This window comes from Erythrobacter mangrovi, assembly GCF_013260645.1.
Taxonomy (GTDB): domain Bacteria; phylum Pseudomonadota; class Alphaproteobacteria; order Sphingomonadales; family Sphingomonadaceae; genus Qipengyuania; species Qipengyuania mangrovi.
In genome coordinates, this window is record NZ_CP053921.1 from 2437083 (window position 1) to 2461018 (window position 23936).

The following is a 23936-nucleotide window of genomic DNA, read 5'->3' on the forward strand; positions in this document are numbered from 1 at the left end:
GCCCGCACCCCAGCACACCCTTGAGACCCTTGGGTACCAGAAGAATTGCGGGCCTGTGCGTTGCCATGCATCTATCGCCGCATCGCGATATAGGAAAAACACAATGATGGAAAACAGCACTTGCGGGATAAGTTTGATTTCCAAACAACAAATGTAATGTTCGATATCAATTCTTAATAAAGTCAAGTCACATCAAATGGAGCTGATCGGTTCAAGGAACTTCCAGATGATCCATATTGCCGTGCGCGCGCGCGAACTAATCTCGAGCAACGTCGATGCCCTGATTGAAAAGGCCGGCAATCCGGTGAAAATGTTGCAGCTGCTGCGCACGGAGATCGAGGAAAGCCTGATCACGCTAAATGGCGATCTGGGCAAGGCGCGGCGGCGCCACGAACGGCTGCTGAGTCAGGCGCAGGCTACCGCGGATGCTGCCGAGGGATGGACCGCCAAGGCCAAATTGGCGATGGACCACAAGCGCGAAGACCTTGCCCGTTCTGCCCTGCTGGCCCGCGAAGATGGTCGCATGAAGGCAGAGGCTCTGCGCAAGGAGGCCTTGGATCTTGAATCTGAGATCGCCGAACTTGCCGAGGCCTCAGAGAAGTTGGAGACCAAGCGAGCCGAAGCAATGGCGCGCATTGCGGCCGTACCCACCTCAGACCAAGCTGGAGACACGCGTGCGAGCGGCGACACTAAGGCCGAACGCCATCTCGACCGCATCGAACGCATGGAGCGTCGCGTCGATTTCAAGGTCGAGGTTCGCGCCGAACCGACGCCGGCGACTGTCGAGGAGGAAATCGCCGCACTCCAACGCGATGCCGATCTCGCAGCAGAACTTGCGGCGATGAAGACGACGACTAAGCCAGGCAAGCGCAAAGTCGGCTGACCGACCACCGCACTACTTGCCCGACCCGCAGTCACTGGGTACGGGCGCCCCGATGGCTCGCACCGCGACACCAAGTACGCTATGGATGCTGCTGGCGGCGACGCTTTTCCTGCGCGCGCTCGTTCCCGTTGGCTGGATGCCCGATACCGGGCGGACCGACGTCATCGTCGCTAAGGTCTGCAACGCCGACTATGTCCTGCGCATTCCGCTAAATCGCGATACCAAGCCAGAGGACACGGCGGGGCACCAAGACGGTCACTGCCTGTTCGCCGGATTCTCGGGCGATGCCCCGCTTGCATCAACCGCCGTCCTGCTGGCCTTGCCCCCGCCTGTGGCCGAGCTGCGCATTGTCAGCTTCGCGCGACTCAACCTGGGCCGCATCGCCTACCTCCTGCCGCCGGGCCGCGGGCCACCTGCCACCGCCTGATCGGCGCTTCCCATCATGTTGGGGAGCGCCTCGAGGTGCATTCCCAATGTGACAGGATATTTCAATGAACACGCATTTTGCGCGCGCCTTGTGCGCGCTCGTTCCGCTTGCCCTTGCCCAATCCGCGCTTGCCGAAGGGGCAGCAGGTGAGGCTGTTGCCCCCTCCGGTGATCTCATCGTGGTTACCCCTGTATCGCTTCATCCGGCCGCCGGCCTGATGAATGAACACACCCATGACGGCGGCGAATTCATGATCGGATTGCGCTACACCCGCAGTCGTCACTCAGGTGCTAACCTGTCGGGGACGGAGCCGATCGCCGACGCCGAAATCCTGGCCGCAGGCTACACGGTGCGAGCGCGGGAGATGACCATGGACATGGTCATGCTAGACCTGATGTACGCCCCCAACGACAAGCTCACGTTGATGGTCATGCCGCACTGGATGCGGCACGAAATGACCATGGTCGGGATCGATCCGATGAACGCCGGGGCGGGTGGCATGGATCAGGCGCACCACGGCCTCGCGTTCGGCCAGACCATGACCCATTCAACGCAGGGCTTCGGCGATACGCTGGTTTCGGCCAGCTACCGCATGGCCAATTCGCCGACCTTCAAGGCGCACGCGACGCTGGGTCTTTGGCTTCCCACAGGCAATATCGATCGCAGAAACCCCGATGGGACCTTCGTCCACTACGGAATGCAATCGGGAGGCGGCACCTGGGATAGCGAACCCTCGGCAACCGTTTCCGGACAGCTGGGCGCGGTCGGCTATGGTGTACAGGCGAGCTATCGCTGGCGCTGCGAGAGCAGGAACGCCAGCGGCTTCGCCTTTGGCGACCGGGCCAGTGCGTCCGGATGGTTGAGCTATCTTGTCGACAACGGCTTCAGCCTCACCAGCCGCCTGACCTGGGAACATGAAGGACAAATCCTGGGTGAATACAGCGGGCCGCACAAGAACGCCTCCCCTTCCGATGGGCAGGAGAACTATGGAGGCTCCCGTGTGATTGCAGGCCTGGGAGCCAACATCGCCCTACCCTTCGGCGGGCGTGACCGGCCGCAGATCGGGGTCGAGTTCGGCGTGCCACTTTTTCAGGACCTAAACGGCGTCCAGCTGCCGGAGGATTGGCGGGCTTCGGTCGCCCTGACCAAGACCTTCTAATGCTCACGGGGTCGGTTTCGGCCGACCCCGTAATCCCATGATCACGGGTGCCTCGTCGTTCCGGATACGCCCCCTGTCGAGCTCTGCTGGTGCATTGCGGGTGACAGGCGTACCAGTCGATCTATGGGGAAGGTTCTAAAACTCGCTGTGCTGGCACTGTTGGGCGCATCTGCTCCCGCGCTTGCACAAGACGACGGCGAGCGCTCGCCAGAGGTGTCTGCCGCGCGCTCGCCCGTTCTGCCGCCTGCCGAATTCGACGAAGCCCTGGCGATCGGTGGCGAACAAATCGATGCGCGCAAGCTGCGCAGTCGCATGACGGTGGACGTGCTGATCAACGGGAAGGGGCCATACAAGTTCGTCGTCGACAGCGGAGCCGACACTTCGGTGATAGGCGAAGGGCTGGCTGGGCGGCTCGCGCTTGAGCCGGGAACGCCGACTCTGCTCCACGGGGTTACCGAAAGCGCGATCGTCGACCGTGTCATGGTCGATGAGCTTCAGCTTGGCCCGACCATTTCGACCGCACTTGAGCTTCCCGTCCTGGAAGAACGCGATCTGGGTGGTGACGGCATGGTCGGGCTCGACGCACTGGTCGAACAGCGCTTGATGATGGATTTCGAAAAACGCCTGATCACAGTCGACGATGGACGCGTGCCCGAACCGCTGCGCGATGGAGTGATCGTGGTTACGGGTCGTCTCCAGCGCGGCCAGCTTATCCTGACCAAGGTCAAGGCCGGCAAACATCGCGTCGATGCGGTGGTCGACACGGGGAGCGAGATAACGATCGGTAACATCGCCCTGCGCGACAAGCTGCTGCGCCGCGGCAAAACCGATTTTCAGAAGATCACCGTCTATGGCGTAACCGGGGCTGCGATCGATCTGGATTTCGCGTTCATCAAGGAGCTCAAGCTGGGGCCGATCAAGCTGACCAACGTGCCGATCGCCTTCGCTGACATCCCACCCTTCGAGGTTTTCGGGATCGACAAAGAGCCGTCACTACTGCTTGGCACCGATCTGATGGAGAACTTCCGCCGCGTTTCGCTGGATTTTCATGATCGCAAGGTACGCTTCCAGCTCCGCAAGTGCGAAGCCCGGCTGGTCGTGCGGACCGTCACATCGGCGTCGCGATTGCGGGCGGAAGAGCGCAGCGCCTGCCAGGAATAGCCCGAGCAGCGCGCTTGAGCGCCCTTACTTGACCAGTTCGACCTGCTCGAAGTCCAGCTCGACCGGGGTCGCACGACCGAAGATCGAGACCGAAACCTTGACCTTCTGCTTGTCGAAGTCGAGTTCCTCGACGAGGCCGTTGAAGCTCGCGAAGGGGCCGTCGAGCACCTTGACCTGGTCGCCGATTTCGTAATCGACGCTGACCTGGGTCTTCGGAGCCGCCTTGGCCTCTTCCACACCGCCGAAATAGCGCGCAGCTTCCTTATCAGAAATCGGCTGCGGCTTGTTGTTGGTACCGAGGAAACCGGTCACCTTGGGGGTGTTCTTGACGAGGTGGTAGACATCGTCGGTCATGTTCAGTTTTGCGAGCACATAGCCCGGCATGAACTTGCGCTCGACCTGCACCTTCTTGCCACGCTTGACCTCGGTGACGGTCTCGGTCGGTACCTCGACCGCTTCAACGCCTTCGGAAAGGCCCAGGCGCTCGGCCTCGGATATGATCGAGTCGCGAACCTTGTTCTCGAAGCCGGAGTAGGCGTGGATGATGTACCAGCGTGCCATGTGCGTCAGTTACCCTGTCGGAAGTTGTATCAGGCGTCGATCAAGCCAGCGTCAGCAGCCACTGCATGACGGCGCTGAACAGCGAGTCGACACCTAGGAAGAAGAAGCCGAGAATCAGCATCATGATGAACACGAAGATCGCGGTACGGACCGTTTCCTCGCGGCTCGGCCATACGACCTTGCGCGCTTCAGCGCGCACCTGATTCACGAATTCCGCAGGGGAAGTCTTGGTATTCTGCTGCTCTGCCATGACTGAATTCGATTCTCGCGTAAAATTCGTCGCGTCTTCCGCAACCGGGTCCCTTTCAGGTAGGGTTCGTCGCCGCCCCGGTTCAAGTCCGGGAGGGGCTTTTTTGCGATCCCAATGTCGGAAGACGGCTGCGATTTAGGCCGTGTATCGCAAAAACGCAAGCGTGCGGGAGTGCGTTTCGGGTTGCGCCGGCCGGAAAAGTGAGGGGCCGGGCGCTTGTCCAGGGAACCCGACCCCTCATCCACGGGAATGAAGGCATTCCCTGTGCCGCAAGCCGCCCCAAGGCGGGGTTACGAAAGACCTAGGGAAAATCCCTAGAACCGCCCCTCGTCCACACCAGGACCAACAAAACCAGCGCCGCCAAGGGCATCAGATCGATTCCCATCGGCAAACCCGCTGCCCGCGTCGCATCAATCAGCCGAGGAGCTAGACTATCCCCGCGTCAGGCGGCGACCACCTCTGCATCGTCCCGCGCTTCGCCGATCGGATGATCGCCCGAGTAGACGAATTCGGGACCATCGAGATCGATGAGTGGGAAGGCATCGCGCTCGGCCCAGTAATCCTGGTTGTGGCGCCATTCGAGCTTGGCCCCGCGCCGCGGCATCTTGTCCAGATCGCGCATGAGGTAGCCCGGATTGAAATTCTCGCTCTCGATCCAGGGCAGGATTTCCATGTCTTCGTCTTCGGGCGGGAACGCGACCTCGACTTCGGATACGCCCTTCTCGCGCATGTGGTTGAGCAATCCGCAGACGAAATCGCCCATCATGTCGACGCGCAAGGTCCAGCTGGCGCGCCAATAGCCCATCACCCAGGCCGAGTTGGGCACGCCCGTGTGAAGCACCCCGCGATAGGTCACGGTCTCAGCCCAATCGATTGGCTGGCCATCGACAGAGAAAGGAATGCCACCCATCACCAGCAGTCTGAAGCCGGTGCAGGCGACGATCAGGTCGGCCTCGATTTCCTCGCCCGACGAAACTCGGACGCCCTTTTCGGTAAAGCGATCGATCGTGTCCGTCACCACTGTCAGCTTCCCCGACACTGCGGCCTTGAATACGTCACCTTCAGGGCAGAACGCCAGGCGTTGCTGCCACACGCGGTATTTCGGGGTGAAGTGTGGTTCGAACTCGAAATCGGGCTTGCCGGTGAACTGCCGTACCGCTTCCTTGAGTTCCTCGAACACTACGTCGGGTTCTTCCAGGCATCGCTTGGTCATCTGGGCCTGATCGAAATTGATCTGCTGGCGCACAACGCGATGCACCGTCGGTTCGTCGATTCCGACTTCGCGCAGGCGATCGGCCAGCTCGTTCTTGTTCTCGTTGCAGAAGAAGTAGGTCGGCGAGCGCTGCAGCATGATCACATGCCCGGCTTTCTCGGCAAAGGCAGGCACCACGGTGGCGGCAGTCGCGCCCGAACCTATCACCAGCACCCGCTTGCCGGCATAGTCGTAATCCGGGTCCCACTGCATCGCGTGGACGAAATCGCCCTTGTAGTCTGCCAACCCCTTCTCGCTCCATTCGGGCGGAATGTAGGGCTTCTCGTGATCGTAGTAGCCCTGGCACATCCACAGGAAGTTGCAGGTGAAGCGCAGCTCTGCGCCATCCTCCAGCCGGGTCGCCTCGACCGTCCACAGATCGTCGTCGCGCGAATAGGAGCAGGCGGTGATCCGGTGGCCGTAGAAGATATGGTCCCCAATCCCGTTCTCTTCGATCACCTCGCCCATGTATTTGAGGATTTCATCGCCACTGGCGATCGGCGCGCCGATCCACGGTTTGAAACGATAGCCGAAGGTATAGAGATCGGAGTCGGACCGGACGCCGGGGTATTTGTGGGTTTCCCAGGTACCGCCAAACGTGTCCTTCATTTCAAGGATCGCATAGCTGGCCCAAGGGCACTGTTCCTGCAGGTGATAGGCCGAACCGACCCCCGAAATCCCCGCACCCACGATCAGGACGTCGAAATGCGCTGCCGGCGCTTTGCCCGATTGCTCAACCATGCCTCTCTCCTCACTCTACCCCGTAGCCATTGCACTCCTATGCGAAGCGCCCGTCAATAGGTCTTTGATTGAAATCAATCGGGGCAGAGCGAGGGAAAAGTGGGAGGTCAGCCGCCGCCGCGAGCGATCCAACGGTCGATCTTGGCTTCCAGCACGGGCAGCGGGAGCGAGCCCGAGCCGAGCACTTCGCGGTGAAAATCGCGGATGCTGAACTTCTTGCCCAGCTTGTCCTCCGCCCGCTTGCGCAGTTCCTGGATCTTGAGCGCACCCACCTTGTAGGCGAGCGCCTGGCTGGGAATGGCGATGTAGCGTTCGACCTCGGCCACAACCTCAGTGCGGGTCATGCCCGAATTTTCCAGCATGAAGTCGATCGCCTGTTCGCGCGTCCAGCCCTTGGCGTGGATGCCGGTGTCGACCACCAGCCGCATCGCACGCAGCTGTTCGTCCTGCAGCGTGCCGTAGCGGTTCCACGGATCCTTGTAGAAGCCCATCTCGTAGCCGAGCGTTTCGGCATAGAGTGCCCAGCCTTCGATATAGGCGGTGTTGCCGCCAAAGCGCATGAAGGCGGGCAGCGCCTCATTCTCCTGCGCCAGGCTGATCTGGAAGTGGTGCCCCGGCGCCCCTTCGTGGAGGTAGAGTGTGACGTTGCCGGTCGTGAGGCGGCTCGGCAAGTCATAGGCATTGAAATAGAAAGTGCCGGGCCGCGAGGCATCAGGCGTCCCCTGTTCATACGAACCACCTGCCTGGAACTGCTCGATCGACGGATCGTAAGGCTTGATCTCGAGCGGGGTCCTGGGGAGCACGCTGAAGTAATCGCCGATCTTCGCGTCGACCTGCTTGCCGATGTCGTAATAGCTCTGGGTCAGTGCTTCGCGGCTCTTCGGCTTGAACTTCGCGTCTGTGCGTACGTAGTCGAAGAATTCGCCCAGCGTACCCTCGAAGCCAACCTCGCCTTTGATCTGCTCCATCCCCTGCTTGATCCGGGCGACTTCGCTGAGCCCCAGATCGTGCAGGTAGTCGGCGGTGAGCGGCAGTGTGGTCGAGTTGCGGATCATGTTGGCGTAGAGAGCTTCGCCGCCCTTCATCTGGCTCATACCCACGCTGTCGCGGGCCGCGGCCAGGTATTCGTCGCGCAAGAAGTCGCGCAGGCGCGCATGCACGGCGTAGATTTCTTTCGTTTTCGCCTCGTAGGCCGCCGACATGCGTGCCTTGTCGGCATCGGAGAAATCCGCCGGGAAGTTCTTGACCGGCATCATGAACTGCGAATCCGCAACCGGGATCGCCAGCATGGTATCAAGCTGCTGGATCACGATACCGATGGTCAACTTGGTTTCGACCACCCCCGACTTCATGCCTTCGCGGAATTTGGCGATCGCCCGGTCGTGGATAGCGACGTAGTCGTCGTGGCGCGACAGGTTGTCTTCATAGTTTGCCAGCGTCTTGAACGGCGCCGCGCCCTGCCCACTGGCAAAATTTGGATAGAAGGTGTGGAAGCCCGAGAAATGGTTGACCGGGCGGACTTCGGTCAGCGCCCGGATCTCATCGCTCTGCCCGCGCAGCGTGGTTTCCTGATCGTATTGGAAAACATCGTAAGCGAGCTGGTCGGTCTCGTTGAGCTGGCTGCGGTCGATCTGGGCCAGCAGGGCGAGGTTGAGCTTGGTGTCGAGGCGGGCGGCGTAGAAAGCGCTGTCAGTGAGAAAATCGCCGACCCGACCGGCATTGCTGTCATCCCCGCGGAACAACCGACCGAGCGGGTTGAGTTCCAGCGCGCGCGCATCCGATTCGGCAAACAGGGTGTGGAGCTTGTCATGTTCGGTCTGCGCCGCGGCTTGCGCTGCGACCTCTCCGGCACTGTGATGGTCGGCCAGTGCCGGCGTCGCGAAGGCGGCGAGCGAAAGCGCGGAGGCGCCCAGGAGGGCGGTACGAAGTGCAGTCATGAATTACCCCTGGTTGTGTATTGCCCCGCTATGACAGCTCGACGCAGGGGGCAAGCTGCGCACCGGACGACCGGCGCCCAGCCTTCGATGAACGGCGAGCGCCCTATTCGATCACCCGACCGCGGACCATCACCCAATCGACCTTTTCGAGGACGGTCACATCCTTGGTCGGATCTCCGTCCACCGCAATGATGTCAGCCGAGTAGCCTGGGGCAAGACGCCCGATCTGGTTTTCCATGCCCAGCACGGTGGCAGCAACCGTCGTGGCGCTGGCAAGCGCCTGCCGGTCGCTCATGCCCTGCGCTCGCATCAGGCCGAATTCTTCCGCATTGCGCCCGTGCAGGAACACGCCGGCATCGGTCCCGAAGGCAATCGGCACACCCCATTTGAGCGCCTTGCCCATGAAGCTGCGCGCCACTTCGGCCACCGCTTCGATCTTCGCTTCGACCACGGGGGTGTAGATGCCCTTGCCGAGCCGTTCGGTCACACCCTTGAACGCCATCAGCGTGGGCACCAGCACGGTGCCCCGTTCGCGCATGGCCTTTGCCGAGGCTTCATCGATATAGGTCCCGTGCTCGATCGTATCGATGCCCGCCCGCGATGCTGCCTCGATACCACGCGCGCCATGCGCGTGGGCCATGACCTTGAGCCCCAGCGAATGCGCTGTATCGGCGATGCTCTTCATCTCCGCGTCGGTGAAATGCGCCTCCAGCCCACGGCCCTGCTGGCTCAGCACGCCGCCGGTGGCGGTGATCTTGATCACGTCGGAGCCGTTCTGGCTGGCCTGTCGCACCTTCTCTGCACATTCGACCGCCCCGGTGCAGGTAAAGCCGGTGTCGAGCACTTCATTGACCTCGGGGCGGAAGCCGCTGACGTCACCATGCCCGCCGACGATCGACAGCGGTACGCCAGCGGCGATGATACGCGGGCCGGGGATGAAGCCCTGCGCCGTGCCCCGACGCAGCGCGAGGCCGTTTTCGGGCCCACTGCCCGCCTCGCGCACGGTGGTGAAGCCTGCCAGTGCAGTGACTCGCGCGTTCTTGGCACCGACCACTACACCCCATTCGTCGGGCTCGACCGCTTCCTTCCAGAAATCGCCGCCCGGATCGCCCGTCAGGTGGACGTGCAGGTCGATCAGGCCCGGGACCACGGTTTTGCCCGCCAGATGTACCATGACCGCGCCTTCGGGCACGGCCTGCCAGCCATCAACGATGCTGACGATGCGCCCGTCGGTCACCGTGATGGTCGCCTGTCCGCTCGGCTCGCTCACTGCGTCGGCCAGAACATGTTCGGCATGAATCACCGTGGTCTGCGCCACGGCTGGCATGGCAGTGCCGGCCAGCAGAACGGCAAGTCCGAGCGCAACTGTCTTCATCGAATCCTCTCCTTTTTCGCGCGACGGTGTGCCCGCTCGGCCTGCTGCCCACAAGCCTCGCTTTGCCCCTGCCGCCGCGCTCGCTATGTCGGTCGGGAAAGAAAGGTTGAAGATCCCCGATGTCGTTCCGCTTATTCCTGTCTGGCTGGTTGCTGCTGGCTCTGGCGGTTCCCGCGATTGCAGCACCGACCCGCCCGATGACTGCGGATGACGTCTTGCGGCTGGAAACGGTCAGCTCGGTCGAAATCTCTCCCGACGGCTCCACGGTCATAGTGACGACTGCGCGGATGCCCGATGTCCTGCGTGGTGAGCCAAACGGGCCCTTCAAACGTCGGCTCCGCCACGCTGCCGGCCCCGATGATCTGCGCGACCTCCTGCCGCCGGGCATGAGCGTGACGAGCCTGGGCTTTTCCCCCGACGGGCAGGTCATCAGCTTCCTGTGGGCGGCAGAGGGCGAGCGATTGGCCGTCTGGGGAGTTCCCCGCGCTGGAGGCACGTATCGCAAGCTCGCCGAGATCGGCGACGGAAATGTTCTAGCCTATGCCTGGGCCGCAGACGGCAGCACCTTGTGGCTGATCGCCAGTGCTGCGGTGGACAGGCAGCGCGAGCTGCTCAACCAAGTCGGGTTCGATGCTGTGGTCCATGAGGAAGAACCGCAGCTGAATCGCCTCTTCTCGGTGCGGGTGGGCGATACGCCCGACCCTGCGCCGCGCGAAGTTGCCGTGCCCGGGTATATCAGCGCGTTGAAGCTTCTGCCCGATGGCCGGACAGCAATCTTGCTTAGCGCGCCCTCCCCACTGGTGGACGATAGCTACACCAGCCGCAGGGCGCTTGTGATCGACCTCGCCAGCGGAGAGATCCTGCGCGAATTGCCTACGCCGACCAAGCTCGGCGATGTGGAGCTTTCGCCGGATGGTCGGCAGCTGGCGATGATCGGCGGGATCGATTCCAGCGACCCCGATGCGACGACGTTGCAACTGGCCGACGTCTCGACCGGCACGCTCGTGGCGCTCAATGCCGGCGCGGCCGAGGCGGCCATCGACAGCGAATGGCTCGAGGACGGGCGATTGGCGGTCATCATTCACGAGGGTGTGCATTCGGTGCTGCGGATTTATGACGGCACTCGCGCCGCACGTGAGATCGATGGCGGCGATCTGGTGCTCGCCGAGATCAAGACGGGCGGTGGCCGGATCTTCGTCGAAGGCAGCAATGCCCACCATCCCAACGAGATGTTCGAACTGCGGGATGGCAAATTCCTGCGTTGGACACACCACAACGCCTGGCTCGACGAGTTGGCCTTCGGGCGCCAGCGCGTGTTCCGCTACAAGGCGCGCGACGGCCAGAAAATCGAAGGGATCCTGATCGAGCCGGTCGGCGGAATACCCGCGGGCGGTGCACCGCTCATCATCGACGTGCATGGCGGACCCGAGCAGCACGAAACCGGAGGCTGGAACACCGGATACAGCGCTCCGGGACAGGTCGCCGCCGGACGCGGGTATGCAGTCTTCCTTCCCAACTATCGCGGTTCGACCGGATACGGCATCGATTTCGCGCGCCAACACCAGGGTCGTTATACCGACCCCGAGTTCACTGACCTGGTGGACGCCAAGCGCGCGCTGGTCGCGGCCGGCATCGCCGACCCCCAGCGGGTCGGCATGACCGGGGGTTCCTACGGCGGCTATGCCACCGCCTGGGCCGCGACCGCACAATCGGAGGAGTTCGTCGCTGGGGTCATGTTCGTCGGCATTTCCAACCAGGTCTCCAAATTCGGGACCACCGACATTCCGCATGAAATGCGCAACGTACACGCGCTCGCCTGGCCCTGGGACGACTGGCAGGGAATGCTCGAAATCAGCCCGATCTATTACACCGACCGCGCCAAGACGCCGCTGCTGATCATGCACGGGACCGAGGATGAACGGGTCCCGCCTGGGCAGGCCCTGGAACTCTATCGCGCCATAAAGGTGCGCCAGCCCGAAACCCCGCTGCGGCTGGTATTCTATCCGGGCGAAGGGCACGGCAATAGCAGGGCCGCCGCGCGCTACGACTACAATCTCAGGATGATCCAGTGGTTCGACGCCTATCTGAAGACCGGAGATCGCAAGGCGCCCTTGCCATCGCCGAGCCTCGGCCTGGTCGCTACACCGGCAGCACGGCCGAATGAGCCTGCGCAGCCCCAAGCGATTGCCGATGACACCCAGCTTCCCTAAGCCCCAAACGGGATGAACGGGCGCATGATCGATATGGCCATCGTTGGGGGCGGGCTGGCCGGGGGGCTGGTCGCGCTGGCGGTGCACCGCGCGCACCCCGAATTGCGCCTCGGCCTGTTCGAGGCCGGCGAAGACTTCGGCGGCAACCATCGCTGGAGCTGGTTCGCCAGCGATATCGAGCCCGACGGGGACGCATTGCTGGTCGATTTCCGCAAGACGGAATGGGACCTGGGTTACGAGGTGCGGTTTCCCGCGCACGCACGCACCCTGGCCTCCCCCTATCGTTCGCTCGGCAGTCGCGATTTCGACGCGGCGCTGCGTCGCCTGCTTCCCCAAGAGACGATCCGCCTGCGCTCGCAGATTGCCGAACTCGCGACCGATGGCGTGACGCTCGACAGCGGGGAACGGGTGCCCGCACGCGTGGTGATCGACTGCCGCGATGCCGCTCCCTCACCCCATCTCAACGGCGGATGGCAGGTGTTCATGGGGCGTCATTTGCGAACGCATCGGCCGCATGGCCTCTCGCGCCCGATCGTCATGGATGCGAGCATCGCGCAGCATGGCGCCTATCGCTTCGTCTACACCCTGCCACTAGGGGCTCACGACCTCTTCGTCGAAGACACCTATTACGCAGACAGCCCTGTGCTCGATCGCAGCGCACTGTCACGGCGGATCGACGAATATTGCGTCGCCATGGGCTGGGAAGGCGACATCGTCGGCGGCGAAACCGGAGTATTGCCGGTCATCACCGGAGGGGACTTCGCGGCCTATCGGCGCGATCTCGGCCCGTCCGGCGTGGTGCGGATCGGAGCGCGGGGCGGCTTCGTCCATCCGCTGACCAGCTACACCCTGCCCTTCGCCGTCGCTAATGCCCTGACGGTAGCGCGCGAAGCGACGCTGCCGGGCGAGCAACTCGCCGCCTTGTTCGAAACGCGTGCCCGCGCACATTGGCGGGACACCGGTTTCTACCGTATGCTTGGCCGGATGCTGTTCGACGGTGCGATACCCGAGGAACGCTATCGCGTGTTCGAACATTTCTACCGGCTACCCGAACCGCTCATCGAACGGTTTTACGCCGCGCAATCCACGCTGACCGATCGCGCGCGAGTGCTGATCGGCAAACCGCCCATCGCCATTCCGGCAGCGATCCGTGCGCTGCTTGGCAAGGGTTCGCCGCTCGTCCATGAGGGATCGCAATGAACGCCGAGACGACGACACCGCCACATGTTTCGGGCGCCGAACAGGCGACCCCGCTGCCCTATACCGGCCGCACCGCTTGCGTCATCGGCTCGGGCTTCGGTGGACTGGCGCTTGCCATCCGCCTGCAGTCCGCAGGTATCGCCACGACCATCGTCGAAGCCCGCGACAAGCCCGGTGGACGGGCCTACTATTGGGAGAAGGACGGCTTCACCTTCGATGCCGGCCCGACGGTAATCACCGACCCCGACTGCCTGAAGGAACTCTGGGCCCTTTCTGGGCACGATATCGCCGAAGACGTCGAACTGATGCCGGTGATGCCCTTCTATCGGCTCAATTGGCCGGACGGGACCAGCTTCGACTACTCGAACGATGAGGAAAAGCTGTTCTCCGAAATCGCGACGCTCAATCCAGCGGACGTCGCGGGGTACCAACGGTTCCTCGAATACTCCGAGGGCGTCTATGAGGAAGGCTACGTCAAGCTCGGCCACGTGCCCTTCCTCGACTTCAAGTCGATGCTCAAGGCGGCACCCGCGCTGGTGAAGAAACAAGCCTGGCGCAGCGTCTATTCGATCGTTTCGAGCTTCGTCGATAACGAGAAGCTGCGCGAAGCGCTGAGCTTTCATACGCTGCTGGTTGGCGGCAATCCTATGAAGACCAGCAGCATCTACGCGCTCATTCACAAGCTGGAGATGGACGGCGGCGTGTGGTGGGCCAAGGGCGGAACCAACCGGCTGGTGGCCGGGATGGTGCGCCATTTCGAACGGCTGGGCGGGACCATGCGCCTGCACGACCCGGTGGTGCACGTGCATACGCTGGGCAAGCTGGCTACCGAAGTGGAGACGCATTCGGGCTGGCGCCAGCGCTTCGATGCAATCGCCAGCAACGCCGATATCATGCACAGTTACAAGGACTTGCTATCGGGATCGAAACGCGGGGGCGATTATTCGAGGAGCCTGGCGCGCAAGAGCTTCAGCCCCAGCCTGTTCGTGGTCCATTTCGGTATCGAGGGTACCTGGCCCGGCATTCCGCACCACACCATCCTGTTCGGCCCGCGTTATGAAGGGCTGCTCGAAGACATCTACGATCACGGCGTCCTGCCGCAGGATTTCTCGATCTACCTCCACCACCCGACCGTGACCGATCCCGGCATGGCGCCGGATGGCAAGAGCACTTTCTATGCGCTGATCCCGGTCGCCCACATGGGCAAGCTGGCGGTCGACTGGGCCGAAATGGGCCCGATTCTCGAGAAGCGCATCCTCGACGAGATCGAGCGCCGCCTCATTCCCGGCCTGCATGAGCGGATCGTGACCAAGTTCCACTACGCCCCACGCGATTTCGCCATGGATCTCAACGCTCACCTGGGCAGCGCCTTCAGCCTCGAGCCGTTGCTGACCCAGAGCGCCTGGTTCCGCGGCCATAACCGCGATGACGTGATCGATAATTTCTATCTCGTGGGGGCTGGCACCCATCCCGGAGCCGGGATACCGGGCGTCGTCGGCAGCGCCAAGGCGACTGCCGGTCTGATGCTAGAGGATTTGCTCACTTCATGAAACGTCTTGCCGTCTATTGCGGGTCCGCTTCGCCCGATGATCCGCGCTATATCCAACTCGCCTATGACGTAGGACGCGATCTCGCGCAGCGCGGAATCGGTGTCGTCTATGGCGGGGGCCGACTGGGCCTGATGGGCGCCGTCGCACGCGGCGCACTGGAAGCCGACGGCGAGGTGATCGGGGTAATCCCCGAAGCGCTGATCAAGTCGGAAGTGGCTAACCACGACTGCACCGAACTCTATTCGGTTTCCGGCATGCACGAACGCAAGCAGCGTTTCACCGACCTGTCCGATGGGTTCGTCACCATCCCCGGCGGCGTCGGCACCATGGACGAGTTGTGGGAAGCGATGAGCTGGGCCCAGCTGGGCTACCACCAAAAACCCGTCGGCCTGCTCAACGCCTTTGGATTCTACGACCATTTGGTCGCCTTCAACCGCCAGATGGCCGAAGTCGGCTTCGTTCGGCCGGCGCACCAGGGCATCCTTATCGCCGACACCTCGCTCGGCGGACTGCTTGACAAGATGGCCAGCTATATACCGCATACGCCGATCTTCCAGATGAAGGCCGACGACCTCTGAGCAAACCGCGCCCCCTCACCACGATCAACCTCCGCCCCACCCCCGCCAGCGCGGGCGGGGGGCGCGAACGGGCGGCACTGGTGGAGAAGGCGCGGATTGCGATCAAGGAGGGATCGCAGAGCTTCGCCGCCGCATCGAAGCTGTTCGACCGTGACACGCGCGAGCGTGCCTGGTTGCTCTATGCCTGGTGCCGCCGTTGTGACGACATTGCCGACAATCAGGACAAGGGCGGCCCGCTGGGCGACCAGGGTGACCTCAAGGACGCCGAGGATCGGGTCCAGGCGATCCGCGTGCTGACCCGGCGCGCATTCGAGGAACAGCCAACCGCCGATCCGGCTTTCGATGGGTTCGGCCTGGTCGCCGACGAATGCGGGCTGACCATGGACCTCGCCAACGACATGATCGGCGGCTTCGCGCTCGACGCGGGACGGTGGCAGCCCTCGAACGAAGCCGACATGCTGCGCTATTGCTACCACGTCGCTGGTTCGGTCGGGGTGATGATGGCGCTGGTCATGGGGGTAAGCCCGGAGGATGGCGAAACGCTCGATCGCGCCTGCGATCTCGGACTGGCGTTCCAGATCGCCAACATCGCCCGTGACATAGTCGAAGATGCCGAAGCCGGGCGATGCTACCTTCCTGCAGACTGGCTGGCGGAAAAGGGCTGGCAGCCGGGTGAGCACGCCTTGCCCGAGAACCGCGACGCCCTCGCCAGCCTGATGCCGCAACTGATCGGGTTGATGGAGAAGCACGAACAGGCTTCGAAGCTGGGCGCGGCGCGGCTGCGCTTTCGTCAGCGCTGGGCGGTGCTGGCAGCGGCCAACATCTATGGCGCGATCGGGCGCAAGGTGCTGGCGCGCGGCGCCGCTGCATGGAATCAACGGACGCGCGTTAGGCGCGTTGAAAAGCTGCGGCACGTCCTCGCCGCCTTTGCCGAGGCGCTGCTCAATCGCCCTTCCCCTCCTGATCAGCCAATCCACTGGACTCGTCACGATTTTCGGCCCGTTACCGGGTGGTAACTTGAACCCCCGCGACGCTACGGCTAGCGCCGTTGCGAGAGAGACGGAGTGAGACCATGAAAAGCTGGACGAGCATGCTTGCCGCGGCGGCGCTGTGCCTTGGTACGCCCGCGGTGGCGCAAGACGATAGCAACGCGCAGATCCTGCATTCGGTCGATGAATTCCTGCGCGGGCTCAACGAGCGGGACCCGGCAGTGATCGCCGCGGTTTCGACCGAAGAGGGCCTGCTGGTCTCCCACCGGATTCGCGAAGGCCGCGAAGTGATCCGCATGCGCAGCTTTGCAGAAGACCTCGCCACCATCGGTGAGGGTGAAGAGACCTTCCGCGAAGTTTATTGGGATCCGACCGTGCTGGTCCGCGGCAATATCGCAGTGGTCTGGGCCGAATACAGTTTCGACCTCGACGGCAAGCGGACCCATTGCGGGATCGATGTCTTCAACCTGATGAAGATCGAGGGCGCGTGGAAGGTGACCGGCATCCAATACACCGTCGAACCCGACAATTGCCCCAAGGGACGCTGACTTACCTACGATGATCAAGAAACTCCTTATCGCCAATCGCGGCGAGATCGCCTGCCGCATCATGCGCACCGCGCGTGAAATGTATATCGACACGGTAGCGGTCTATTCCGACGCCGATGCCAACGCACTGCATGTGCAGTTGGCGGACGAAGCGGTACATATCGGCCCCTCGCCCGCTGCCGAAAGCTATCTCATCGGCGAGAAGATCATCGCCGCGGCGAAGGCGACCGGTGCTGATGCAATCCATCCGGGCTACGGTTTTCTGTCAGAGAACGCCGGGTTCGCGCAGGCAGTAATGGATGCAGGGCTGGTGTGGGTCGGCCCCAAGCCCGAGAGCATCGAAGCGATGGGCCTCAAGGACGCGGCGAAAAAACTGATGCGCGCTGCAGGCGTGCCCGTAACGCCCGGCTACGAAGGCGAGGACCAGTCGGTCGAACGCCTGAAGAAGGAGGCCGAAGCCATCGGCTATCCGGTGCTGATCAAGGCAGTCGCTGGCGGCGGCGGCAAGGGGATGCGCAAGGTCGACGCGGCAGAGGACTTCGAAGCCGCGCTGGAAAGCTGCCGTCGCGAGGCCAAGGCAAGCTTCTCCAATGATGAGGTGCTGCTCGAAAAGTGGATAACCTCGCCGCGCCACATCGAAGTCCAGGTGTTCGGCGATAGCCACGGCAATGTCGTCCACCTGTTCGAACGCGACTGCTCGCTCCAGCGCCGCCACCAGAAGGTGATCGAGGAAGCCCCCGCTCCCGGCATGGACGAGGCGACGCGCGAGGCGATCTGCGCCGCCGCCGTGCGCGCCGCGAAGGCGGTCGATTACGAGGGGGCGGGCACGATCGAATTCATTGCCGACGCCAGCGAGGGGCTACGCGCCGATCGCATCTTCTTCATGGAGATGAACACCCGGCTGCAGGTCGAACACCCGGTGACCGAGGAAATCACCGGTGTGGACCTGGTCGAATGGCAGCTGCGCGTCGCGAGCGGCGAGCCGATCCCGCTCAAGCAGGAAGACCTGTCCATCAACGGCTGGGCGATCGAAGCGCGGCTCTATGCGGAGGACCCGGCGAAAGGGTTTTTGCCGAGCACAGGACGGTTGGAGTACTTTTTGCTCGCTGATTGGAGCTCCCGAGTCGAATCCGGTGTTGCGCGTGGAGGCGAGATTTCCCCATTCTACGACCCGATGATTGCGAAGGTGATCGCACACGGGCCTTCACGAGAGCGCGCAATTGAGAAGCTCAGTAAGGCAATCTCGATGGCGCTTATCTATCCCGTCCGGTCGAACTCCGGCTTTCTCTGGCGATGCCTTGAAGATGCTGATTTTCAATCAGCAAAGCTTGATACGGGTCTTATCGAAAGAAAGTACAAAGAGCTCATTCCACCTGAGGAGCCTAGCGACGAGACACTGAGATACGCCGTTACTCGCACCGTTCGAGAGAATCTCATTTTCAGCAAGAATAGCAGCTCATTGTCCCCTTCGGATGTTATTGAGCGAGAGCATATCCTGGGCTTTCGACTAAACCAGGATACCGAAAATTCGGTGACACTTTATGTGGAGGGTGGAAGTAGCCGGAACGTTGAACACTACCCGCCCCATTGGCCGGAGAACTCCCCTGATGGTGTTGGCGCGACCGTTCCGAGAGCTGGCTACATTCTAGTCGCCGAAAAAGGGCAAACCTACCGGCTCTCGCTTCGCTTCGAACCAACGGGCCACCACCATGCCCACGATGGCGACATCATCGCCCCCATGCCGGGCAAGGTCATTGCGGTCGATGTGGCCGATGGCGACGCCGTCACCGCGGGACAGCGGCTGATGGTGCTCGAGGCGATGAAGATGGAACACGCGCTCACCGCGCCCTTCGACGGGACCGTATCCGGACTGGTGGTCAGCGCCGGCAGCCAGGTCCAGGTCGAGGCCCTGCTCGCAATTGTCGAGCCCAAAGAAGAATAAGGCTTCCCTTTCCGCCCGTCCCTTGCGAGCGTGCTGCCTGAGGAGAGCGGACACGCATGAGCTGGGCCAAGGAACTCGAAGAGCTGCGCCAGCGCGAGGCGCTGGCCGAACAGATGGGCGGCCCGGACAAGGTCGGGCGACAGCACTCGCGCGGCAAGATGGATGCGCGCGCGCGACTCGCCGCCCTGGTCGATCCGGGCAGCTTTCGCGAGATCGGCAAGATCGCCGGTAAGGGTTCCTATGACGAGGACGGCAACCTTGTTGGCGTGCTCCCCGCCCCCTTCCTGTTTGGCAAGGCCACGGTCAATGGCCGCCCGGTAGTGGCGACTGCCGACGACTTCACCATTCGCGGCGGTGCGGCCGACGCCGGGATCAGCCGCAAGATGGTGCAGGCGGAAAAGATGGCGCACGAGATGAAGCTGCCCATCATCCGGATGATCGATGGCACCGGCGGCGGCGGATCGGTCAAGACGCTCGAACAGATCGGAGCGACCTATATCCCGGCCGTTCCCGGCTGGTCGGATGTGGTGAAGAACCTCGACACGGTGCCGGTGGTGGCGCTGGCGCTTGGCCCCACCGCCGGCCTGGGTGCCGCGCGGGTCGTCGCGAGCCATTATTCGATCATGGTCAAGGGGCTCAGCCAGATCTTCGCCGCCGGTCCCGCCGTGGTCGACGGCCTGGGCGAAAGCTACAAGGGGCCCGAGGATCACCAGCGCGCCAAGGAAGAACTGGGCGGCAGCGAAATCCACACGCGCAACGGCGTGGTCGACGACGAGGTGGCCAGTGAAGCGGAGGCCTTCGCTCGCGCGCGCCATTTCCTCGGCTTCATGCCCGAACACGTCGGTCAGCTCGCCCGCCGCACCAAACCGCACGATGACCCGAACCGGCGCGAGGAGGCGCTGCTCAGCCTCGTCCCGCGCGAGGAGAAGCAGGTCTATTCGATGCGCCGCTGCCTCGACATGGTGTTCGACAAGGGCACGGTGTTCGAAATCGGCCGGCTGTGGGGCCGTACCGCGATCACCGCGCTGGCCCGGCTCGACGGCTGGCCGGTCGCGGTTCTTGCCAGCGATCCGAGCTATCTCGGCGGCTCATGGGACGCCAAGACCAGCGAGAAGGTCGAGCGCTTCGTCAAGCTGGCCGACCAGTTCCGCCTGCCGATCGTCCACCTGGTCGACAATCCCGGCTTCATGATCGGTCGCGAAGCAGAGATTGCAGGCACCATCCGCTACGGGGTGCAGGCGATGAACGCAGTGTACAAGGCCACGGTGCCGCTCGCCTCGATCGTGCTGCGCCGCGCCTATGGCATTGCAGGCAGCGCGATGAGCAATGCCGAAACCTACCAGTACCGTTACTGCTGGCCGTCGGGCGACTGGGGCTCGCTCCCCATCGCCGGTGGGCTTGAGGTTGCCTACAAGTCCGACTTGGAAGCCGCCGAGGACCCCGCGGCTGAACTGGCGGCGATCCGGGCGCGGCTGGACAAGGTGACTTCGCCTTTCCGCAGCGCGGAACGGTTCAACGTCGAGGACATCATCGACCCGCGAGATACGCGCCCCTTGCTGTGCGAGTTTGCCCAACTCGCCTGGCGCAAACTCGCCAGCGAGGCCTAGTCCTCGTCCTCATCTTCGGGATCGGGCGGGCCGAACAGCGCGCCGCGTTCCGAATAGAGCACGAAGAACAGGCTGGCTCCGGCGGACACCAGCAAGGCCATGGCCAGGGGCCGTGCGGTGCCGTCATAGGCATAGCCCACCGCCGCACCCAGGGTCGCGCCCGTAGTCATGCGCAGGAAGCTTTGCGCAGAGGAGGCAGCCCCGGCGATATGCTTGAACGGCTGCATCGCGATCGAACCGAAATTCGCCCCGATGAAGCCCAGCAAGCTCATGTTCGCCGCCATCAGCGGGACGAAGGTCCACAGCGTCTCGGTCGGGCGCGTGGCGAACCACAGCTGCATGGCTGCCACCACGATGAACAGGAACAGCGCCGTATGGCTGACCCGCCGCGCACCGAAGTGCTCGACGATGCGGCTGTTCGACCAATTGGCGATCGCCATGCATCCCGCGCAAATCGCGAACAGCAGGGGGAACTGCTCGCCTGCGCCAAAGGCCTCACCGATCAGCTGCTGGCTGGAGTTGATGAAGCCGAACAGGGCACCGAACACCAGCGCACTGGCCAGCGTGTACCCGATCGTCGACCGCAGCGTCACCGCGCTGCGCATGTTGCGCGCGATGATCGAGACGTTGATCTCCTGCCGATCCGCCTCATGCAGCGTTTCGGGAAGACGGAAATAGACCCATGCGGTCATGATGCAGCCGAGCACCGCCATGGCCACGAAGATCCAGCGCCAGTCGCCCATCGCCAGCAGTATCCCCTGCCCGATGCTGGGAGCCACCGCGGGCACTAGCAGGAAGATGACGAAGATCAGGCTCATCATCCGCGCCATGCGGTCGCCACCCACCCGGTCACGGATGATCGCCGGGGGAAGCGCGATAATGCCCGCAGCGAAGAAGCCCTGCAGGGCACGCAGCGCAATCATCTGGCTGAAAGTCTCCGCCGCGGCGCAGGCCAGCGACAGGACGATGTAGCATCCCAGCGCCGCGAACAGCACTGGCCGTCGGCCATAGCGGTCGGCGAATGAGCCGGGAATCAAAGTGCCGAAGCCTGCCGCAAGCAGGTAGACGCCGACAATGAACTGGCGGTCGTTGCCTTCCGCGCCAAGGCTGTAGGCAAGCTTGTCGAGTGCGGGCAGGATCGCGTCGATGCCGAAGGCGTTGCACGCCATCAGCAGCGCCATCATCCAGATCAGCTCGCGCTCGCCGATCCGCTGGCCGTGGGCAGCCTCGGCTATGGGGCGCTCGCCACCGCCATCGGGATCACTTCGCATATGCACAAAGGCGCAACTGACGGACACGGTTCCGCTTTGCAACCCACCGCTCTATCTTGGCACCGATGAGTGGCGCGAAAGACACGGACGATGATGGCGAGGCCGACGGCCTCAGGAAGATCATCCATGTCGACATGGATGCCTTCTTCGCCAGCGTGGAACAGCGCGACAACCCCGAACTGCGCGGCAAACCCGTTGCCGTTGGCGGCGCGGGCGGGCGCGGCGTGGTCGCCGCGGCCAGCTATGAAGCGCGCAAGTTCGGCGTACGCAGCGCCATGCCCTCGGTCACCGCCAAGCGGCTGTGCCCCGACCTCATCTTCGTGCGCCACCGGTTCGATGCCTACAAGGAAGCCAGCCGCCAGATTCGGGCGATCTTCCACCACCACACCGATCTGGTCGAGCCGCTGAGCCTCGACGAAGCCTATCTCGACGTCACCGAAGACAAGCTCGGCATCGGCAGCGCGACGCGGATCGCAGAGCTGATCCGCCAGGAAATCCGCGCCAAGACCCGGCTCACCGCCAGCGCGGGGGTGAGCTACAACAAGTTCCTCGCCAAGATCGCCAGCGACCAGAACAAGCCCGACGGCATGTGCGTGATCCGCCCCGGCGAAGGTGCAGAGTTCGTCGCCAAGCTGCCGATCCGCCGCTTCCACGGCGTCGGCCCCAAGGGCGCGGAGAAGATGGCGCGCCTGGGCATCGCCACTGGTGCGGATCTGGCGACCAAGGATATCGCCTGGCTGCGGTCGAACTTCGGCAGCTTTGCCGACTATCTCTATCGCGCGGCGCGCGGGATCGACCTCAGGCCGGTGCGCGCCAGCCGCATCCGCAAGTCGGTGGGCGGCGAACGCACCTTCAGCCGCGACCTGTCCGCCGGCAGCGAGCTGCGCGAGACGATGGAGGATATCATCGACATCGTCTGGACCTCGATCGAAAAGACCGAGGCCAAGGGCCGCACGGTCACGCTCAAGATGAAATACGCCGACTTCCAGGCGGTGAGCCGCGCAAAGACCGTGGACCGTCCCATCGAAACTAAGGACGAATTTGCCGGGATCGGGCGCGCATTGCTCGAAGAGATGCTGCCGTTACCCATGCCGATCCGGCTGATGGGACTGACGCTATCCAAGCTCGAGGGAAGCGAGGAGAAGGAAGAACCGCGCGCCGATGCGCAGCTGAGCCTGCTCTAGTTCTTCCTCGCCTGCCACAGCTTGAGGCGGGCCTTGGTGCGCGGGCTGAGCGGTTCGGGCAGCGAATGCGTCGGGAAAAAGCGTGCCTCGATCACTTCGCGCCCATCGGGTCGCGGCATGTCGTTGACGACACCTTCGAAAATATGTGCGGTATGCGGCGCGCCGGAGAGTTCTTCCTCGATGAGGCCGACCAGCCTGAGTCCTTCGACCAGGCAGCCGGTTTCCTCGAGCAGTTCGCGCCGGGCAGCCTCTTCAGGCATCTCCTTGCGTCGCATCCCGCCGCCCGGAAAATACCAGCCCTGCGGGCCGTAGCTGTGCCTGACGAGCAGGATCTGCCCGTCGAAATCGCGGGCAATGATGCTGACACCTTCCCCGGTGATGCCGCTGGCCTTGCGCCAATAATGCCGCAGGCGATGCCCGAAGTTGAGCGCCAGGCGATGCAGTGGCGGTGGGATCAGGCGAAGCATGTTACCGGTTGTTTAGCGGCCGAGAGCAGCCGTGCAACCGGGAGGTCGTGTTTACCCGCAAGCGCAGATTCGAAAATCTCGCGCTTGTCGGCCCCACGCATGACGAACACAATCGCATCGCTCGACAGCAACGAGGGCAATGTCAGGCTGATCCGGTCGAATGGCGCCTCGGGAGGCAGTGGATCCGGGGTCAGGCGCAGGATAGCGCGTGGCTCGTCCACCTGAGGGTCTGTGTTGGGGAAGAGCGAGGCGATATGCCCGTCCGCCCCCATTCCCAGCCAAGCAAGGTCGAAATGCGGGACGGCCTCCATCTCGGTCAATGTGACCACCTCGACCCCGGCAGGTTCGAACAGCACGCGCAGCTTGCCCGTGTTCGATGCGGGGTGAACTTCGGGCACGATGCGATCGTCCCCAGGCCACACCACCAGTCGCGACCAGTCGAGATCGCGTTGAAGCAAGCGCTCCATGATCGGGAACGGAGTAGAACCTCCGGGCACTGTGATCGTCACCGGCCCTTCGCGCGAAGCCATGACGGCAGAGAGCCGTTCCGCCAGCCAATCGGCGATCCGCATATCGTCCGCATTCTCGATTATCGTCACGTCGGTCATGCCACGCTGATACACCAAGGCCGCCCTCACCCAAGA

Annotated in this window: 21 protein-coding genes; 13 read left to right on the plus strand and 8 right to left on the minus strand. The window is 63.1% G+C overall.

Going from position 1 to position 23936, the window contains the following annotated elements:
• Positions 1 to 226: 226 nt before the first annotated feature.
• From HQR01_RS12325 to HQR01_RS12340, 4 genes are all read left to right on the plus strand, one after another.
• The gene (locus tag HQR01_RS12325; RefSeq protein WP_173215147.1) at positions 227 to 883 is read left to right on the plus strand and encodes a PspA/IM30 family protein; all 657 of its coding nucleotides are present in this window, start codon (positions 227 to 229) and stop codon (positions 881 to 883) included.
• Between the two features lie 52 nt (positions 884 to 935).
• Entirely contained in the window at positions 936 to 1310 is a 375-nt protein-coding gene (locus HQR01_RS12330) for a hypothetical protein (RefSeq protein ID WP_173215148.1), read from the plus strand.
• Between the two features lie 64 nt (positions 1311 to 1374).
• Positions 1375 to 2469 (plus strand): transporter, encoded by a 1095-nt coding sequence (locus HQR01_RS12335; RefSeq protein WP_173215149.1) that lies wholly within the window; start codon positions 1375 to 1377, stop codon positions 2467 to 2469.
• A gap of 123 nt (positions 2470 to 2592) precedes the next feature.
• Positions 2593 to 3630 carry a retroviral-like aspartic protease family protein gene (locus HQR01_RS12340; RefSeq protein ID WP_173215150.1) on the plus strand — a complete coding sequence of 346 codons (1038 nt, stop codon included), beginning with the start codon at positions 2593 to 2595 and terminating at the stop codon, positions 3628 to 3630.
• Between the two features lie 24 nt (positions 3631 to 3654).
• Here HQR01_RS12340 and nusG read toward each other — a convergent pair whose 3' ends face one another.
• From nusG to HQR01_RS12365, 5 genes are all read right to left on the minus strand, one after another.
• The gene (nusG, locus tag HQR01_RS12345; protein WP_173215151.1) at positions 3655 to 4191 is read right to left on the minus strand and encodes a transcription termination/antitermination protein NusG; all 537 of its coding nucleotides are present in this window, start codon (positions 4189 to 4191) and stop codon (positions 3655 to 3657) included.
• Positions 4192 to 4231: 40 nt separating this feature from the next.
• Positions 4232 to 4441: a preprotein translocase subunit SecE gene (secE, locus tag HQR01_RS12350; protein ID WP_173215152.1), complete on the minus strand. Its 210-nt coding sequence runs from the start codon at positions 4439 to 4441 to the stop codon at positions 4232 to 4234.
• Positions 4442 to 4883: 442 nt separating this feature from the next.
• Positions 4884 to 6434 (minus strand): flavin-containing monooxygenase, encoded by a 1551-nt coding sequence (locus HQR01_RS12355; RefSeq protein WP_173215153.1) that lies wholly within the window; start codon positions 6432 to 6434, stop codon positions 4884 to 4886.
• 107 nt (positions 6435 to 6541) lie between these two features.
• The gene (locus HQR01_RS12360) at positions 6542 to 8371 is read right to left on the minus strand and encodes a DUF885 domain-containing protein (RefSeq protein WP_173215154.1); all 1830 of its coding nucleotides are present in this window, start codon (positions 8369 to 8371) and stop codon (positions 6542 to 6544) included.
• A gap of 103 nt (positions 8372 to 8474) precedes the next feature.
• A complete protein-coding gene (locus HQR01_RS12365) occupies positions 8475 to 9746 on the minus strand; it encodes a metal-dependent hydrolase family protein (protein WP_173215155.1) in 1272 nt (423 codons plus the stop codon).
• Positions 9747 to 9865: 119 nt separating this feature from the next.
• On the opposite strand from HQR01_RS12365, the gene HQR01_RS12370 reads away from it, so the two are divergent.
• The 8 genes from HQR01_RS12370 to HQR01_RS12405 all read left to right on the plus strand — a co-directional run bounded on the left by HQR01_RS12370 (position 9866) and on the right by HQR01_RS12405 (position 20370).
• Positions 9866 to 11956, plus strand: coding sequence for a S9 family peptidase (locus HQR01_RS12370; RefSeq protein WP_173215156.1), 2091 nt, complete (start codon positions 9866 to 9868; stop codon positions 11954 to 11956).
• 12 nt (positions 11957 to 11968) lie between these two features.
• Positions 11969 to 13156 carry a lycopene beta-cyclase CrtY gene (gene crtY, locus HQR01_RS12375; protein WP_173215157.1) on the plus strand — a complete coding sequence of 396 codons (1188 nt, stop codon included), beginning with the start codon at positions 11969 to 11971 and terminating at the stop codon, positions 13154 to 13156.
• Complete coding sequence (locus HQR01_RS12380; RefSeq protein ID WP_173215158.1) at positions 13153 to 14706, plus strand: phytoene desaturase; 1554 nt, start codon at positions 13153 to 13155, stop codon at positions 14704 to 14706. Before crtY ends, HQR01_RS12380 begins: the two co-directional genes overlap by 4 nt.
• Entirely contained in the window at positions 14703 to 15284 is a 582-nt protein-coding gene (locus tag HQR01_RS12385) for an LOG family protein (protein ID WP_173215159.1), read from the plus strand. The genes HQR01_RS12380 and HQR01_RS12385 overlap by 4 nt, the downstream gene beginning before the upstream one ends.
• Before the next feature lie 80 nt (positions 15285 to 15364).
• Positions 15365 to 16300: a phytoene/squalene synthase family protein gene (locus tag HQR01_RS12390; RefSeq protein ID WP_234030159.1), complete on the plus strand. Its 936-nt coding sequence runs from the start codon at positions 15365 to 15367 to the stop codon at positions 16298 to 16300.
• Positions 16301 to 16356: 56 nt separating this feature from the next.
• Positions 16357 to 16821 carry a Cif family virulence factor gene (locus HQR01_RS12395; RefSeq protein ID WP_173215160.1) on the plus strand — a complete coding sequence of 155 codons (465 nt, stop codon included), beginning with the start codon at positions 16357 to 16359 and terminating at the stop codon, positions 16819 to 16821.
• Between the two features lie 10 nt (positions 16822 to 16831).
• Positions 16832 to 18763 carry an acetyl/propionyl/methylcrotonyl-CoA carboxylase subunit alpha gene (locus HQR01_RS12400; protein WP_173215161.1) on the plus strand — a complete coding sequence of 644 codons (1932 nt, stop codon included), beginning with the start codon at positions 16832 to 16834 and terminating at the stop codon, positions 18761 to 18763.
• A gap of 56 nt (positions 18764 to 18819) precedes the next feature.
• Positions 18820 to 20370, plus strand: a complete 1551-nt coding sequence (locus HQR01_RS12405; RefSeq protein ID WP_173215162.1) for an acyl-CoA carboxylase subunit beta — start codon at positions 18820 to 18822, stop codon at positions 20368 to 20370.
• On the opposite strand, the gene HQR01_RS12410 is transcribed toward HQR01_RS12405, so the two are convergent.
• A complete protein-coding gene (locus tag HQR01_RS12410; protein WP_173216387.1) occupies positions 20367 to 21641 on the minus strand; it encodes a multidrug effflux MFS transporter in 1275 nt (424 codons plus the stop codon). The genes HQR01_RS12405 and HQR01_RS12410 overlap by 4 nt on opposite strands.
• 65 nt (positions 21642 to 21706) lie before the next feature.
• Here HQR01_RS12410 and dinB point away from each other — a divergent pair, with 65 nt between their 5' ends.
• Positions 21707 to 22825, plus strand: a complete 1119-nt coding sequence (dinB, locus tag HQR01_RS12415; RefSeq protein WP_173215163.1) for a DNA polymerase IV — start codon at positions 21707 to 21709, stop codon at positions 22823 to 22825.
• On the opposite strand, the gene HQR01_RS12420 is transcribed toward dinB, so the two are convergent.
• Both HQR01_RS12420 and HQR01_RS12425 read right to left on the minus strand, forming a co-directional pair.
• On the minus strand, positions 22822 to 23292 hold the full coding sequence (locus HQR01_RS12420; RefSeq protein ID WP_173215164.1) for an NUDIX domain-containing protein: 471 nt from the start codon (positions 23290 to 23292) through the stop codon (positions 22822 to 22824). The two genes, dinB and HQR01_RS12420, sit on opposite strands and share 4 nt — an antisense overlap.
• Positions 23280 to 23900 (minus strand): 6-phosphogluconolactonase, encoded by a 621-nt coding sequence (locus HQR01_RS12425; RefSeq protein ID WP_173215165.1) that lies wholly within the window; start codon positions 23898 to 23900, stop codon positions 23280 to 23282. Before HQR01_RS12425 ends, HQR01_RS12420 begins: the two co-directional genes overlap by 13 nt.
• Positions 23901 to 23936 lie beyond the last annotated feature (36 nt).

Coding starts and splice junctions, on each gene's coding strand:
- HQR01_RS12325 (WP_173215147.1), top strand. CDS start 227: ATGATCCATATTGCCGTGCGCGCGCGCGAACTAATCTCGAGCAACGTC.
- HQR01_RS12330 (WP_173215148.1), top strand. CDS start 936: ATGGCTCGCACCGCGACACCAAGTACGCTATGGATGCTGCTGGCGGCG.
- HQR01_RS12335 (WP_173215149.1), top strand. CDS start 1,375: ATGAACACGCATTTTGCGCGCGCCTTGTGCGCGCTCGTTCCGCTTGCC.
- HQR01_RS12340 (WP_173215150.1), top strand. CDS start 2,593: ATGGGGAAGGTTCTAAAACTCGCTGTGCTGGCACTGTTGGGCGCATCT.
- nusG (WP_173215151.1), bottom strand. CDS start 4,191: ATGGCACGCTGGTACATCATCCACGCCTACTCCGGCTTCGAGAACAAG.
- secE (WP_173215152.1), bottom strand. CDS start 4,441: ATGGCAGAGCAGCAGAATACCAAGACTTCCCCTGCGGAATTCGTGAAT.
- HQR01_RS12355 (WP_173215153.1), bottom strand. CDS start 6,434: ATGGTTGAGCAATCGGGCAAAGCGCCGGCAGCGCATTTCGACGTCCTG.
- HQR01_RS12360 (WP_173215154.1), bottom strand. CDS start 8,371: ATGACTGCACTTCGTACCGCCCTCCTGGGCGCCTCCGCGCTTTCGCTC.
- HQR01_RS12365 (WP_173215155.1), bottom strand. CDS start 9,746: ATGAAGACAGTTGCGCTCGGACTTGCCGTTCTGCTGGCCGGCACTGCC.
- HQR01_RS12370 (WP_173215156.1), top strand. CDS start 9,866: ATGTCGTTCCGCTTATTCCTGTCTGGCTGGTTGCTGCTGGCTCTGGCG.
- crtY (WP_173215157.1), top strand. CDS start 11,969: ATGAACGGGCGCATGATCGATATGGCCATCGTTGGGGGCGGGCTGGCC.
- HQR01_RS12380 (WP_173215158.1), top strand. CDS start 13,153: ATGAACGCCGAGACGACGACACCGCCACATGTTTCGGGCGCCGAACAG.
- HQR01_RS12385 (WP_173215159.1), top strand. CDS start 14,703: ATGAAACGTCTTGCCGTCTATTGCGGGTCCGCTTCGCCCGATGATCCG.
- HQR01_RS12395 (WP_173215160.1), top strand. CDS start 16,357: ATGAAAAGCTGGACGAGCATGCTTGCCGCGGCGGCGCTGTGCCTTGGT.
- HQR01_RS12400 (WP_173215161.1), top strand. CDS start 16,832: ATGATCAAGAAACTCCTTATCGCCAATCGCGGCGAGATCGCCTGCCGC.
- HQR01_RS12405 (WP_173215162.1), top strand. CDS start 18,820: ATGAGCTGGGCCAAGGAACTCGAAGAGCTGCGCCAGCGCGAGGCGCTG.
- HQR01_RS12410 (WP_173216387.1), bottom strand. CDS start 21,641: ATGCGAAGTGATCCCGATGGCGGTGGCGAGCGCCCCATAGCCGAGGCT.
- dinB (WP_173215163.1), top strand. CDS start 21,707: ATGAGTGGCGCGAAAGACACGGACGATGATGGCGAGGCCGACGGCCTC.
- HQR01_RS12420 (WP_173215164.1), bottom strand. CDS start 23,292: ATGCTTCGCCTGATCCCACCGCCACTGCATCGCCTGGCGCTCAACTTC.
- HQR01_RS12425 (WP_173215165.1), bottom strand. CDS start 23,900: ATGACCGACGTGACGATAATCGAGAATGCGGACGATATGCGGATCGCC.